The sequence below is a fragment of the Streptomyces hokutonensis genome (genome assembly GCF_042751305.1).
In the GTDB taxonomy this organism is placed as follows: Bacteria; Actinomycetota; Actinomycetes; order Streptomycetales; family Streptomycetaceae; genus Streptomyces; species Streptomyces hokutonensis_A.
This window is the reverse complement of sequence record NZ_JBHYWD010000016.1, coordinates 122788-135952: the sequence shown is the minus strand read 5'-3', so window position 1 is coordinate 135952 and position 13165 is coordinate 122788. Positions and strand designations below refer to the sequence as shown.

The following is a 13165-nucleotide window of genomic DNA, read 5'->3' as shown; positions in this document are numbered from 1 at the left end:
ACCGGTCGGTCGGCTACGACGGCCAGGACCCGGCCGACTTCCACTCAGCTGAGGCGTTCCAGCACCATGGCCATGCCCTGCCCGCCGCCGACGCACATGGTCTCCACGCCCCACTGTGCGTCGCGCGTGCGCAGCCCGTTGATCAGGCTGGTCATGATGCGCGCGCCGGTCGCGCCGAACGGATGGCCCAGCGCGATGGCCCCACCGTGCACGTTGAGCCTGTCCAACGGGATGCGGCACATCGAGCGCGGGCCCGGCCGGCACGGTGTCTCCAACGCCTTCTACGTCTACCTGCGCGATCCCGACGGCCACCGGGTGGAGATCTACACCTCCGACTACTACACCGGCGACCCCGACCACGAGACGTACCGGTGGAACGTCCACGACGACCGCCGCCGTGACTTCTGGGGCAACGCGGTGATCGAGTCCTGGTACAAGGAGGCGACCCCGGTCCTCGACCTCGACGGGCGGCAACAACCGGTGGGCAGCGCCCTGTTGGACGAGTCCGCCGTCCAGGTGGGGGCCGACGGACTCGGCTGACCGAGTTCTTGAAGGGCGGCCACCTGGTCAGTGGCCGCCGGCCCTGCTGAGGCTGCCCGCTGTTTCTGGCGCGCGATACGGAGATCCGGCCAGGTCCTGCCGCAAGGCGGCTGGTGCATATCGTCGCCACATCTGCCGGAAGATACCGGTAGTGCCACGTGGAAAAGCGGAGCGAGATCGCACTGTGGTCGGCGGGAAAAAGCCGAATAGTTCGAACGAATTACAGTGCCGAAAAAGTCGGCTACGGAGCCGTCCGGTACGCGCTGATCTTCGTTTATAGTACAGCTATGACGATGATGGGGGACGCCAGGCAGAGCAAGGCTCGGCTGATGAGCGACAAGGCCTACGAGACGCTCCGCGAGGCCATCGTGAGCTGCGAACTGGCGCCGGGGACATGGATCAAGGCGTCCGAGCTTTCGGAGTCGCTCGGTCTGGGGCGGACGCCGACGATGCAGGCTCTGCAGCGCCTAGAGGCGGCCGGGTTCGCCCGCCCGGTGAAGCGCAAGGGCTGGCAGGTCACGCCGATGACGCTGCAGAGTGTCCAGGACATCCTCGAAGCCTTCGAGCTGACCGCCCCGTCGCTGGTGGCGCTGATCATCCGCAACGCCACTGATGAGCAGATCGCCACGTTCGCCGAATTGGTGACGACGACGGCGCCGGACGACCGCCCCGCGCCCGAACTCAGTCCTGACCTGATGAAGTCGGCGCCGATCCGTTATCTCGTCCAGATTTGCGGCAATCCGGTGATGACGGAAATGGCGCTTCCCTTGGCGACGCATGTGGAACGAGTTCTCAGATTCGGACTGCTGCATGACAATTTCCTGGACCGCGCTCACGTCCGCTGGCGCAACGTCTTCTTTGAAGCTTTGGCTGCCCGCGATGAGAAACGCGCAAGGGAGGCGGTCCTCAAAGTGATTCACGTCGGCGCCTCGGAGCTCTACCGGATTCTTCAGGCCGCGGAGTCCATCCGGTCGGTTCCCCTGCACGTCGAACGTGCCTCCTGATCAGATCGAGATCCCGCCGTCGACAGGCAGGACGACGCCGGTGACGTATCCCGCTTCGTGGGAGGCGAGGAAGCCCACCGCGGCGCACATCTCGGAAGCGTCGCCGAACCTGCCCAGCGGGATGCCCGCCGCCAGTTCGGCCTTCTTGTCCTCCGGGATGGAGGCGACCATCCGGGTCTCCGCGTTGGGGGAGATCGCGTTGACGGTGACCCCGAACCGGGCCAGTTCCTTGGCTGCGGTCTTGGTGAATCCGATGATCCCCGCCTTGGCGGTGGCGTAGTTCGCCTGACCGGTGTTGCCGTGCAGGCCGGTGTAGGAAGTGACGTTGACGACCCGGCCGTAGCCCCGGGCGCGGAAGTGCGGAACACACGCGCGGGTCAGGCGGAAGGTACCGCCGGCGTGGATGTCCAGGACGCTCTCCCAGTCGTCGTCCGTGAGCTTCCACAGGACCTTGTCGCGCAGGATTCCGGCGTTGTTGACGACGACGTCGATCCGGCCGGTCTCGGCGATGACCTGCTCGACGGCCCGGTCGATGTCCTCGGTGCTGCTGACGTCACCGGCGACGGCTCGCGCTCCCACCTCGGCCGCGGCCTTGGTGACCTCCTCGCCGTCGTAGTCGATGAGGAAGACGTCGGCACCGGCGTCCGCGAAGAACCGGCCGAGTTCGAGACCGATACCTCGCGCGCCGCCGGTCACGATCACGGACTGGCCGGTGAAGTCGAAGGACAGGTTCATCGCGAGTTCTCTCCTGAGGGAAGGGGGCTTCAGCGGTGGGGGCGGTCAGAGGAGTTCGAGAAGGGTCGCGTTGGCCTGGCCCCCGCCCTCGCACATCGTCTGGAGGCCGTAGCGGATGTTCTCGGCGCGCATGTGGTGGAGCATGGTGGTCATCAGCCGGGCCCCTGATCCGCCCAGGGGATGGCCGAGTGCGATGGCGCCGCCGCGAGGGTTCACACGGGCCATGTCCACGTCGAACTCCGCCGCCCATGCGAGCACCACCGAGGCGAAGGCCTCGTTGACCTCGAAGACGCCGATCTCGTCGAGGGCGACTCCCGACTTGGCCAGCACCTTGCGTGTCGCCGGGATCGGGCCGGTCAGCATCGGCATCGGCGCGGAACCGGTGACGACCGCCGTGTGGACGCGGGCGAGCGGCGTCAGGCCCAGAGCGGCCGCCGCCTCGCTCGTCGTCATCAGCAACGCGGCCGCTCCGTCCGAGATCTGCGAGGAGTTGGCGGCGGTGACGCGGCCGTCTTCGCGGAAGGCCGGGCGGAGCGTGCTCAGCTTGTCGAGGGTCCCGCCGCGTCGTATGCCCTCGTCCTTCGTGACCAACTTGTCGGCCGCCACGACGGGTTCGATCTCCGTGGTGAACAGTCCGGCATCCGTGGCGGTGGCCGCGCGCTCGTGCGAGGCCAGCGCGAACTCGTCGAGCCGGGTCCGGGACAGCCCCCACGCTTCGGCGATCATCTCGGCGCCGATGCCCTGGTTGGGGAACTCCGGGCCGTACCGTTTGGCATAGCGCTCGCCCAGCGGATTGCCGGTCGCCGCCGCGGCCCCCATGGGAACCCGGGACATGTTCTCCACACCACCGACGACGACCACGTTGTAGTAGCCGGCTATGAGTCCCGCGGCTCCGAAGTGCACGGCCTGCTGCGAGGAGCCGCACTGACGGTCGACCGTGGTCCCCGGTACGGACTCGGGCCAACCCGCTGACAGAACCGCGGTGCGGGCGATGTCGAAGGTCTGCTCCCCGACCTGGCTGACACATCCCCACACGACGTCGTCGACGAGCGCCGGGTGGATTCCCGTGCGTTCGACGAGGGCTTCGAGGACGTGGGCGGACAGGTCGGCCGGGTGGATGGACGACAGCGCACCGCCGCGCTTCCCCACCGGGGTGCGCACGGCGGCGACGATGACGGCGTCGTTCATGATCTGCTCATTCCTTCTCGGTCCTCACCGCAGCTCGCGCCGCAGGATCTTGCCGGCCGGGCTCCTGGGCAGTTCGTCGACGATCTCGACGACACGGGGGTACTTGTAGGCCGCCATACGGTCCTTGCAGAACACGATGAGGGCGTCCGGACTGGTCGTCCGCCCGAAGTGCAGGGACACGAACGCCTTGACCGTCTGGCCGCGGTACTCGTCCGGGACGCCGATCACCGCGGCCTCACGGACGGCGCGGTGACCGAGGAGGACGTCCTCCACCTCCCGGGGCCACACCTTGTAGCCGGAGGCGATGATCATGTCGCTCTGCCGGCCGACCAGGTAGAACCAGCCGTCTTCGTCCATCAGGCCCATGTCACCGGTGTGGAGCTCGCCGTCGACGAGCTTCTCGGCCGTCTCCGCCGGCTTGTTCCAGTAGCCGGGGGTGACCTGCGGACCGGAGACGACGAGTTCGCCGGTCTCTCCCGGCGGCACCTCCGTGCCGTTGTCGTCGATGACGCGCACGGACGTGTTGAAGACGGGCACGCCGATCGACAGGGCCCCCGTGTCGGGATCGACGGGCGCCGACACACCCAGCGGCACGGCGTGGGTCGGCGAGGTGGTCTCGGTCATGCCGTAGCAGTTGTGGATGTCCATCCCGGTGCGGGCCAGGATCTTGTCGCGCAACTGGGGTGCGATCGGTGCACCGCCGGAGTAGACCGCCCGCAGCGAGGCGAAGTCGTCCTTCGTCGCCCCGGGCAGTCCGGAGAGATGGTTGAAGGCGGTGATGGCGCCGACGGTGAACGTCGGCCGGTGCTCGCGGATCGCGTCCAGGACGACCCCGCCGTCGAAGCGGTGAGCGAGCACGAGTTCCGAGCCGACCACCAACGAGACGCAGACGTGCCCGACGAGCCCGGTGATGTGGAACAGCGGAGCGATACCGAGGACGACGTCGTCCTGGCTCAGCTTCATCCACTCGCGGTAGGTGTGGGTGTTGAAGGCCAGGTTGCGGTGGGTGTTGATGGCCGCCTTCGGTACTCCGGTCGTGCCGGAGGTGTAGGTCAGGACCGCCGGTTTCTCGGTGTCCACGCCGAGCGGTGCCGGCTTGTGGTCACCGTGTCGGGCGAACACGTCCGTCAGCCGGAGGGTCCCGGGGATCGCGGGTGTTGGCGCTACCGGGATGACTCGTTCGTCGTCGCGCTTCTGGTCGTCGCGCGCGGATGCCACGAAGACCTGCCGCACCTCGGTCTGCCCGCCGTCGAGCACCTCACGCGCGACCGATACGTACAGATCGTCGAGGCTCAGCAGGGCCGTCGCGCCCGAGTCTCTGAGCAGGTGGGACAGTTCGCGCGCCTTGTTCATGGGGTTGACGAGAACCGCCACGCCCCCGGCTTTCCAGGCCGCGAGGAGGCCCACCACGAACGCCGGGTTGTTCTGGGTGTAGAGCGCGAACCGGTCGCCGGCGGCGAAGCCGCCCTCCGTCAGGGCGATCGCCAGGGCGTCCGAGCGCTGGTCGAGGTCTCGGAAGGACACGGCGCCGTCGAAGTAGGCGATCGCGGTTCTGTCGGGAAACCTGGAGACGGTGGTCGCGAACAGTTCGAGCATCGACTCGGACTCGGGGGCGATCTCCCTCGGCAGATCACCGGGGTACGTGGCCAGCCAGGGACGCCGGTTCACCGCGGGTCCTCGGGCGCCGCCACGACTTCGTTCCGGAGGACCCCGACGCCCGACACCTCGATCTCGGTCACGTCACCGGGGGAGAGGAAACGCGGCGGATTCGCGGCCAGTCCGATACCGCCCGGCGTTCCGGTGGCGATCACGTCGCCGGGAGCCAGGGAGGTGAACCCGGTGACGTACCCCAGAATCGCCGTGAAATCGAAGACGAGCTGGTCCAGCGTGGCATCCTGCCGCACCTCGCCGTTGACCCGGGTGGTGAGCCGTACCGATCCGAGGTCGTCGAACTCGTCCAGCGTGACCAGGTAGGGACCGAAGGAGCCGACGCCGCGGAAGTTCTTGCCGGGCAGCCACTGGCTGTTGTGCAACTGCCAGTCCCGCGCGCTCAGATCGTTGTAGGCCGACAGTCCCGCGATCGCCGCCCGGGCGTCGGCGTCCGTCTCGATCACCGACACATGCCGGCCGATGACGATCGCGACCTCTCCCTCGTAGTCCAACTGCCTTGTGTTCGGCGGATGGACGACGGGCTGATCGTGTCCGACCTGCGTATCGGCGAACCGGCTGAAGACGGTGGGGTGTTCGGGCTTGTCGACGTGCCCCGTCTCCTCGCGGTGGTCGACGTAATTGACGCCCACACAAAGGATCTTCGCCGGGTCCGGGACCGGCGGAAGGTACTCGATCTCGGCCAGCGAGTGGGTGGCCTCGCGGCCCGCGCTGAGCTGCTCCAGTCGGCCCGTGGGACCGCGTTCCAGGAGCTCTCGGATCGAGGCGGCCTCTCCGCCGAGTGTCTCGGCGCCGTCGATGACGCCGTCGGCCGAGAGGACCCCGAACGACACCTTGTCGCCGATGCGGTACGTGAGCAGCTTCATCGGTGCTTCTCCTCATGGATGCCGGCGCGCGTCCGCGCCGTGTCGAGGCCGGCGACTTCGACGGGGGACCGCCCGAAGTCGCCGGGGTCCTCCGTCGGGACCGGCTGGCCGGGGCCATCGGTGATACGGACGAACATCTGCGGTCTTCCTTGCGGTGTGTGGGCCGCCACGCGCTGTCGGCCGCGACCTGTGTCCCGCGAACATCCGGCGAGGTCTACGGCGTTCAGGCCGCGGTGGGCCCGACGGCGCCCGTGTAGCGGCGACGGTGGAACACCAGCGGTGTCTCCTCCGGCGCGGCGTCGAGGTCGGCGACCTCACCGATGACGATGAAGTGGTCCCCGGCCTCGTGCTGGGTCGTGATCCGGCAGTCGATCCACGCGGCCACGCCCTCCAGCACGGGCGATCCGGTCACCGGCGCCGGACGCCAGGACAGGCCGGCGAACTTGTCGGCGCCACTCGTGGCGAACGCCTGGGAGACGTGCTGCTGGTTCACGGTCAGCACGTTCGCGCAGAAGGCGCCGGCCTGTCGTATGCGGGGGAAGCTGCTCGATGTCGCCGCCGGCAGAAACCCGACCAGTGGTGGGTTCATCGACACCGAGAGGAAGGTGCCGACGGCCAGCCCGACCGGCTCGCCGCCGTCCAGGGCGGTCACCACGACAACGCTGGTGGGCACCGCGGAGAGGACGTCGCGGAAGCGTGCGGCTTCCAGGGTCGCCCCACTCTCGGCAGAGCCGCTCGGTGAGGCCGGTAGAGATGTCCATGCCATTGCTGCAGTCCTTTTCCGGTCAGACGGGGACCACGTCGTCGCGCGACAACTTCCTGGGATCGGCTCTCGCCGCCGGACCAGCGGTGCCGCGGCCATGCGCGAACCGTCCGGCGACGCCCTTGGGAAGCCAATGTGAACGTAACACAGACATGTCTGTATTGAAAACAAACATTTCTATTGACAGTTGTGAGCTGTCGTGTTGCGATCAGAAACATGGTTGCTCAGCGGTCAACCGGACGCCCGCGGGCCTGCCAGTCGGAGGACACCATGACCGATTTCGATCCAGCCCGTACCGCCGTCATCAACATCCACTGGCAGTACGACATCGTGACACCCGAGGGTGCTTTCGGACCGTTCTTCGCCGAGGGAGTGCAGCGGCACGGCGTCATCGCCAAGAACCAGCGGCTCACCCGGGCGGCCCGAGCCGCGGGAGCCTCCGTGATCCACATCCGGACGGCCTTCCGGCCCGGCTACACCGATCTGATCGTCAACTCCCCTCTGCTGGCCCTGGTGGAAGAGTGCAAGGCCCTCGTCGACGGAACGCATGGCGCTGATCTCATCGAGGAACTCAGCCCCGAGCACGGCGAGTTGACCATCACCCACACCCGCCTCACCGGCTTCCACGGCACCGACCTCAACGGGATCCTGCGCGGCAAGGGCATCGACACCGTCGTCCTCTCCGGGGTCGCCACCGACCACGCCGTCCAGGGCACCGCTCGCGAGGCGGTCAACCACGGCTACCGCACCCTCATCGTCTCCGACGCGTGCTCGGCGGCCAACGACGAGACGCACCAGGCCGCCCTGGACACCTTCACGCTGCTGGGCGAGATCGTCACCACCCAGGACGTCGAAGCCGCCTTCTCCCGCTGAGCCGCCCACATCACGAGACCCACACCAGGACGCAGGAGTTGGCCGATGCCGCCCATCACACCGCCCACCCGCATGCAGTACATCCGCCCCTTCGACCCGGACCGGGCCATCGACACGGGGTTCCCCGGCTACCGCGCGCAGTTCCTCTCCCATCTGGAGAGCGCGATCCTGATCAACAGCCACATCGAGGAAGGCGGTTGCGGCCCCGGCCTGCACTACCACCACGTCGACCAGCTGTACTACCTGGTCGAGGGCACCATGAACGTCCAGCTGGGGCACGAGGTCCAGCACATCGGTGCCGGCACCCTCGTCTTCATCCCGGCGGGGCTGGCACACCGCAACTGGAACGACGGACCGGGCGCCGAGACCCACTTCGAGATGCTGATCCCCGCTCCCGGGCCGATGGCCCAGCTGGCGTTCATGGTGGACTCTCCCGACGACGTACCGGCCTCCCACCGCACCGACCACCCCGGTTACACCCGGCGCGTCGATCCCGACGCCCTGGACGAAGCGATGCCGGGTCTCAGGATGCTGGCGCTGGCCAGTCCGGCGACCGGCGCTCGGCACACGGTCGTCAACTACATGGAAGTCGCTCCCGGCGGGGCCGGCCCGGGCACCCACATCCATGCCTTCGACCAGTACTACCTGGTGCTGGAGGGGGAACTGACCGTCGAGATCGCCCTGGAGCAGCATGTCGTCGGCCCCCGCACGCTGGTGGTGCTGCCGGCCGGTGTGCCGCACCGGCAGTACAACGCGGGCACGGTGACGGAGAAGCATCTGGCGGTTCTCTCGCCCGCGCCGGAACCGGTGAAGCCTTGGGACAGCGGTGTCGACTTCAGCGCCAACGGCCACGACGCCACCGGCCCGCAGTCCGTCTTCGAGCAGATCGGAGCGGGGCGGTCATGACCTCTCTGGACGGTGGGTACCGGCCGCGCCCGGAGCGCCTGGCGCTGAAGCGGGGCGCGGTGGACTTCTCCGACGACGACGGTGTGGCGGCGATCATGAAGCTCGTCGCGGGCGCGGAGCTGCCGCCGGTGGGGGAGACCGCCGGCGATCCCTTCGTGGGGATCACGACCGACGGGCAGCCCCTGACCGACCTCTTCGCCCTGGCCGACGAGGGCGCACCGACAGAGCGGGCGGTGCACAACGCACGGGGTTATCTGGACCGGCTCACGGCGGAGCAACAGGCGCTCGGCGTGCTGCCGGTCGACGCCACCGAATGGAGGGTGTGGTCCAACGCCTTTCTGACGTTCCCCGAACACGGCCTGCTGCTGCAGGAGTTGCCCGGTCCCGCGCGCGAGGCGGCGCTGTCGGTGATCGAAGCCACCGTCAGCCCCGAAGGCTACGAGCTGCTGCGCGAGGCGATGCGTCTCAACGCCGACCTGGGCAAGCTGGTCGGCAAGTACCCGGACACACTCACCGAGTACTGCTACCGGTTCACCCTGTTCGGCGAGCCGTCGCTCCAGCAGCCGTGGGGCTGGCAGCTGGCGGGGCACCACATCGATCTCCACGCGGTCTTCATCGGCGGCCAGTTGGTGCTCACACCGACCTTCCTCGGCGTGGAGTTCGGCGGTGAGGCCGTGTTCGCCGACCATCGCGAGCGCGCCCGGGAGTTCATGGAGTCCCTGAGCGCGGCGCAGCGCGACCGGGCCCTGATGTACGGCTCGATGCTGTCCGCGGACCTCCCGCCCGAACTGTCCGGCATCGTCGACGGCCGCCACCGCGCGGCAGCGGGACGGGACAACCGTGTGCTCCCCTACGTCGGTCTGGAGGGCGACCGGCTGACGCCGGGCCAGCGGGAACTGCTGCTGTCGCTCACCGACCCCTACCTGGAGAACCTGCCCCCAGAGCCTCGTGCGCACCGCCGCGACCAGATCAAGCGCTTCCTCGACGACACCCACCTGGGGTGGATCGGGACGTGGGAACCCCACGCGCCCTTCTACTACCGGGTGCACAGTCCGGTCGTGCTGATCGAGTACGACAACCACGCCGGCATCTTCCTCGACAACGACGAACCGGAGCCGTACCACGTGCACACCATCGTGCGCACCCCCAACGGCGGTGACTACGGCAAGGACCTGCTGCGGCAGCACTACGCGCACCAGCACCAGCACCCGCACACGTGACGTTGGACAACTCGTATCGGATGGGAGACCGCCATGGACGTCGGTTTCATGCCCGTCATTCGTCGGCACCCCGAGGAGCTGCGCAGCCTGCAGCAGATCTACCAGGACCACATCGACGACGCGGCCTACGCCGAGCAGCTCGGATTCACCCACGTCTGGTTCGGCGAACATCACTTCTCGTGGGATCAGGCGGCCCCCAGCCCGTTCCCGGTGCTGGCCGCGATCGCAGGCCGCACGAGCCGGATCCGCATCGGGACCTACCTGACCGTGCTGCCCTTCCAGCATCCGCTCCTGGTGGCCGAGGAGGCCGCCACGCTCGACATCCTCTCCGGGGGCCGATTCGAACTCACCGTCGGCGCCGGGTCGTTCAACGAGGAGTTCCGCTCCTTCAACGTCGACGCCGCCGAACGCCAGGGCCGTCTCTACGAAGGACTGGACGTCATCCTCAAGTGTTTCACCGAGGACGAGTTCAGCCATCAGGGCAAGTACTTCACCTTCCCCGACGTGCGGATGACCACCAAGCCGCTGCAGGAGAAGCTGCCGGTCTGGGTCGCCGCCAGCGGTCCCGTCGGAGTGAAGCGTGTCGCGCGCCGAGGACTGAACGTCGCCGGTGCGTCCGCGTTCAGTCCGCAGATGGTGGAACTGTTCGACAGCGAGCTGCGCGCCCATGGGCACAACCCCGCCGACCACGGGTCAGGGACCCTGACCATGGTGCACATCGCCGAGGACGAGGACCAGGCCTGGGCCGAGGCCGGCCGCGGGGTCCATCACTGGCTCAGCTGGCTCGCCGGTCACGAATTTGTGGGGATGGGAGTCACCAGTGGAAAACCAGACGTGCCCGAACCCGCGAAGCTGCGTGACTGGGCCGCCAACCCACTGATCCCGTACCACGTCGGCACCCCCGACCAGGTCGCCGAATCGCTGCTCAAGAGTGTCAGGTCGGCTCGACACACGAACCTCGCCCTTTCCTTCCGCCAGGTGTTCATGGACACGGCCGCGGTCCACCACTCCATGGACCTGTTCGCCGAACACGTCATGCCCGAACTCCGGGCCTGGCAGCACCCCACGACCACCGCCGCTTCAGACAAGTGATCAATGAGTTCAGGAGACATGCCATGCGTGCTGCAGTAGTGAACAGCTTCGGCGGACCCGAGGTCGTGGAGGTCGTGGACACCGAGGTGCCCGAGCCGGGGGCGCGGGAGGTGCGGATCAAGGTGGCCGCGGCGGCGTTGAACCCGTGCGACATCGCGGCCCGTTCCGGGGTCTACGGGGGAGAGGGACAGCGGATAGGGCTCGGCTGGGACGTCGCCGGGACGATCGACGCGGTCGGCGAGCAGAGTGACTGGAAGGTCGGAGACAACGTCGTTGCGCTCCTCTTCGGCCTGGTCAAGCCGCTGGGCACCCATGCCGAATACGTCGTCGTACCCGCGGACGCCGTCGCCAACGCGCCCACGACGGTGGACTCGGGCGCACGCCGCGACCCTGCCGCTGAACACACTGACCGCGCTCCAGGCCCTGGATCTCCTGGAGTTGACGGAGGGACAGTCGGTCCTGGTGACCGGCGCCGCGGGCGCGGTCGGCGCCTACGCCGTGCAACTCGCCGCCCGCCGCGGGCTCGTGGTGACGGGACAGGCGCGCGAAGGCGACGAGGAGTTCGTACGGTCGCTGGGGGCGGCGCACGTCACGAGCGGGGAGCCGAAGAGCGTTGACGCGGTCCTCGACGCGGCGATCCTCGGCGAGCAGGCCCTCGCGTGGGTGCGGGACGGCGGCGTCTACGTCGGCCTCCTGCCGCCCTTGGTGCCGCCGACGGAGCGCGGCGTGCGGACCCATGCCGTCGAGGTGAACGCCGACGGGGCGAGCCTGGCCGAGCTGGTCCGGCTCGCGGACGAGGGGGCGCTGACCCCTCGGGTGGCCGGCACCTACGCCCTGGAGGACGTGGCCAAGGCGCACGCCCGGTTCGCGGAGGGCGGGGTGCGGGGGCGGTTGGTGTTGCTGCCCTCGTAACCCCCGCATCACAGAAAGGTTCGGCCGAGCCGAACACAGGAGGACCGCTCCCGCGGCCCTCGCCCTGACAGCACTGTTCTCACGGATCGAGGTTCCCATGACCACCACTACTGACCTGGCCGATGTGACAGGCACCGACTCCGCCGCCGGCCGCGACCGACTGCTCGCCACCCTGGACGCGATGGCCGACGACCTCCAGGCCGAAGGGCCGGCCTGCGACGACGCGGGCAAGCTCACGGAACGCACGGTGGAGTTGCTGCGAGACAGCGGCCTCGGCTGGATGTATGTCGGCAAGGACCTGGGTGGCCTGGCGTTGTCTCCCAGCGACTCGGCTCAGGTCCTGGAACGCTTCGCCTACATCGACGGGTCGATCAGCTGGACGGGAGGAATCTTCGCGGGCGTCGGCTACCTCACGGCGTTCTTCGACAAAGCCGTCGAGAAATCACTTCTGGCCGACGGGGTGCCCAACTTCTCCGCGACCGCCTACCCCGGCGGACGCGCCGTCCGGGTCGAGGGCGGTTACCGGCTCACCGCGTCCTACTCGTACTGCAGCGGGCTTCCGAACGCGGACTATGTGCTGTGCAACTCCTTCGTCTTCGACGGCGACCAGCCCGTTCCCGGCCCGCCGGTCATATTTCTCGTACCGGCCTCGGCGGCCACCCTCCGGGGCAACTGGGACACGATAGGGCTCCGCGGCACCGGCTCCGTCGACTTCACCGTGACCGACTACTTCGTTCCGGATCACCACGCCGTCCCGATGTCTCCTCGCCTGGCCGCCGGCATGCTGGCAATGGTTCACCTCGGGCGCCAGACGTGGGCGTCCGGCACCACCCGTCGACTCCTCGACGAGATCGCCGCCTTCGCGAACCGTGATCCCAAGCCCGGAGCGACCCGGCTCGCGGACAACCCGGTCTTCCGCACCGAGTACGCGGACTTCGAACTGGCCTACCGCTCCGCACGCGCACTCGGGGCCGAAGTCTTCGCCGAGGTCGACGCCTCGGTGGCGAGCGGGGAGCCCCTCAGCCGCCGGCAGACCAGTCTGCTCGCCGGCGCCAGCGTGCACATGCACGACGTCTGCCGGGACGTAGCCCTGTGGGCGTTCAACAAGGGCGGAGGCACCGCACTGCGCGCCGGAACGCTTCAGCGCGTCATCCGCGACGCCATCTCCGGTTGTCAGCACGCGGTGATCAGCCGCAGCCAGCTGGCGGACATCGGTCATGAACTCGTCGGCGCGCCGCCGGAGTTGCAGTGGATGGGAACGGCACTTGTTGCCATGCCTCCCGGTCTGTGACCGCGAGGCACCAGTTGTGCGAAGTGGGGGGGGGGTGGGGGGGAGGCGGGACATGACAGCCCCAACTAGCGCAACGCACGCGCTAGGGCCGCGGCCGGCGAGCGGGG

At 68.4% G+C, this 13165-nt stretch carries 13 protein-coding genes and 2 pseudogenes; 8 read left to right on the top strand and 7 right to left on the bottom strand.

The genetic code is table 11. From position 1 onward, the window contains the following. Positions 1-44: 44 nt before the first annotated feature. Positions 45-233: pseudogene (locus ACFXC1_RS34725) on the bottom strand (acetyl-CoA C-acyltransferase); the annotation flags it as partial. Here ACFXC1_RS34725 and ACFXC1_RS34720 point away from each other — a divergent pair. Both ACFXC1_RS34720 and ACFXC1_RS34715 read left to right on the top strand, forming a co-directional pair. After that, positions 232-540 (top strand): VOC family protein, encoded by a 309-nt coding sequence (locus ACFXC1_RS34720; protein WP_381250517.1) that lies wholly within the window; start codon positions 232-234, stop codon positions 538-540. The pseudogene ACFXC1_RS34725 and the gene ACFXC1_RS34720 sit on opposite strands and share 2 nt — an antisense overlap. A gap of 287 nt (positions 541-827) precedes the next feature. Beyond that, positions 828-1544, top strand: coding sequence for a GntR family transcriptional regulator (locus tag ACFXC1_RS34715; protein WP_381250515.1), 717 nt, complete (start codon positions 828-830; stop codon positions 1542-1544). Here the strand turns inward: ACFXC1_RS34715 and ACFXC1_RS34710 are convergent, their stop codons facing one another. The 6 genes from ACFXC1_RS34710 to ACFXC1_RS34685 form a co-directional block, all read right to left on the bottom strand. Then, positions 1545-2279: an SDR family NAD(P)-dependent oxidoreductase gene (locus tag ACFXC1_RS34710; RefSeq protein ID WP_381250513.1), complete on the bottom strand. Its 735-nt coding sequence runs from the start codon at positions 2277-2279 to the stop codon at positions 1545-1547. 45 nt (positions 2280-2324) lie between these two features. Continuing rightward, positions 2325-3467 carry a thiolase family protein gene (locus ACFXC1_RS34705; RefSeq protein WP_381250511.1) on the bottom strand — a complete coding sequence of 381 codons (1143 nt, stop codon included), beginning with the start codon at positions 3465-3467 and terminating at the stop codon, positions 2325-2327. 24 nt (positions 3468-3491) lie between these two features. Further along, positions 3492-5135 (bottom strand): class I adenylate-forming enzyme family protein, encoded by a 1644-nt coding sequence (locus tag ACFXC1_RS34700; RefSeq protein WP_381250509.1) that lies wholly within the window; start codon positions 5133-5135, stop codon positions 3492-3494. Continuing rightward, positions 5132-6001, bottom strand: coding sequence for a fumarylacetoacetate hydrolase family protein (locus ACFXC1_RS34695; protein ID WP_381250507.1), 870 nt, complete (start codon positions 5999-6001; stop codon positions 5132-5134). Before ACFXC1_RS34695 ends, ACFXC1_RS34700 begins: the two co-directional genes overlap by 4 nt. Further along, positions 5998-6138: a hypothetical protein gene (locus ACFXC1_RS34690; protein WP_381250505.1), complete on the bottom strand. Its 141-nt coding sequence runs from the start codon at positions 6136-6138 to the stop codon at positions 5998-6000. The genes ACFXC1_RS34695 and ACFXC1_RS34690 overlap by 4 nt, the downstream gene beginning before the upstream one ends. Positions 6139-6224: 86 nt before the next feature. Continuing rightward, positions 6225-6767, bottom strand: coding sequence for a flavin reductase family protein (locus tag ACFXC1_RS34685; protein WP_318021420.1), 543 nt, complete (start codon positions 6765-6767; stop codon positions 6225-6227). A gap of 267 nt (positions 6768-7034) precedes the next feature. On the opposite strand from ACFXC1_RS34685, the gene ACFXC1_RS34680 reads away from it, so the two are divergent. From ACFXC1_RS34680 to ACFXC1_RS34655, 6 genes and pseudogenes are all read left to right on the top strand, one after another. Then, entirely contained in the window at positions 7035-7637 is a 603-nt protein-coding gene (locus ACFXC1_RS34680) for a cysteine hydrolase family protein (RefSeq protein ID WP_381250503.1), read from the top strand. Between the two features lie 45 nt (positions 7638-7682). Continuing rightward, positions 7683-8543, top strand: a complete 861-nt coding sequence (locus ACFXC1_RS34675; RefSeq protein WP_381250502.1) for a cupin domain-containing protein — start codon at positions 7683-7685, stop codon at positions 8541-8543. Further along, entirely contained in the window at positions 8540-9763 is a 1224-nt protein-coding gene (locus ACFXC1_RS34670; RefSeq protein WP_381250500.1) for a DUF3500 domain-containing protein, read from the top strand. The genes ACFXC1_RS34675 and ACFXC1_RS34670 overlap by 4 nt, the downstream gene beginning before the upstream one ends. 48 nt (positions 9764-9811) lie before the next feature. After that, entirely contained in the window at positions 9812-10855 is a 1044-nt protein-coding gene (locus ACFXC1_RS34665; RefSeq protein ID WP_381250498.1) for an LLM class flavin-dependent oxidoreductase, read from the top strand. Between the two features lie 23 nt (positions 10856-10878). After that, positions 10879-11767: pseudogene (locus tag ACFXC1_RS34660) on the top strand (NADP-dependent oxidoreductase). Between the two features lie 97 nt (positions 11768-11864). Then, entirely contained in the window at positions 11865-13058 is a 1194-nt protein-coding gene (locus ACFXC1_RS34655) for an acyl-CoA dehydrogenase family protein (protein ID WP_381250497.1), read from the top strand. Positions 13059-13165: the final 107 nt, after the last annotated feature.

What these genes read in the sequence shown, in the direction of transcription:
- ACFXC1_RS34720 (WP_381250517.1), top strand. Translation starts at nt 232, where the DNA reads ATGCGGCACATCGAGCGCGGGCCCGGCCGGCACGGTGTCTCCAACGCC.
- ACFXC1_RS34715 (WP_381250515.1), top strand. Translation starts at nt 828, where the DNA reads ATGACGATGATGGGGGACGCCAGGCAGAGCAAGGCTCGGCTGATGAGC.
- ACFXC1_RS34710 (WP_381250513.1), bottom strand. Translation starts at nt 2,279, where the DNA reads ATGAACCTGTCCTTCGACTTCACCGGCCAGTCCGTGATCGTGACCGGC.
- ACFXC1_RS34705 (WP_381250511.1), bottom strand. Translation starts at nt 3,467, where the DNA reads ATGAACGACGCCGTCATCGTCGCCGCCGTGCGCACCCCGGTGGGGAAG.
- ACFXC1_RS34695 (WP_381250507.1), bottom strand. Translation starts at nt 6,001, where the DNA reads ATGAAGCTGCTCACGTACCGCATCGGCGACAAGGTGTCGTTCGGGGTC.
- ACFXC1_RS34690 (WP_381250505.1), bottom strand. Translation starts at nt 6,138, where the DNA reads ATGTTCGTCCGTATCACCGATGGCCCCGGCCAGCCGGTCCCGACGGAG.
- ACFXC1_RS34685 (WP_318021420.1), bottom strand. Translation starts at nt 6,767, where the DNA reads ATGGCATGGACATCTCTACCGGCCTCACCGAGCGGCTCTGCCGAGAGT.
- ACFXC1_RS34680 (WP_381250503.1), top strand. Translation starts at nt 7,035, where the DNA reads ATGACCGATTTCGATCCAGCCCGTACCGCCGTCATCAACATCCACTGG.
- ACFXC1_RS34675 (WP_381250502.1), top strand. Translation starts at nt 7,683, where the DNA reads ATGCCGCCCATCACACCGCCCACCCGCATGCAGTACATCCGCCCCTTC.
- ACFXC1_RS34670 (WP_381250500.1), top strand. Translation starts at nt 8,540, where the DNA reads ATGACCTCTCTGGACGGTGGGTACCGGCCGCGCCCGGAGCGCCTGGCG.
- ACFXC1_RS34665 (WP_381250498.1), top strand. Translation starts at nt 9,812, where the DNA reads ATGCCCGTCATTCGTCGGCACCCCGAGGAGCTGCGCAGCCTGCAGCAG.
- ACFXC1_RS34655 (WP_381250497.1), top strand. Translation starts at nt 11,865, where the DNA reads ATGACCACCACTACTGACCTGGCCGATGTGACAGGCACCGACTCCGCC.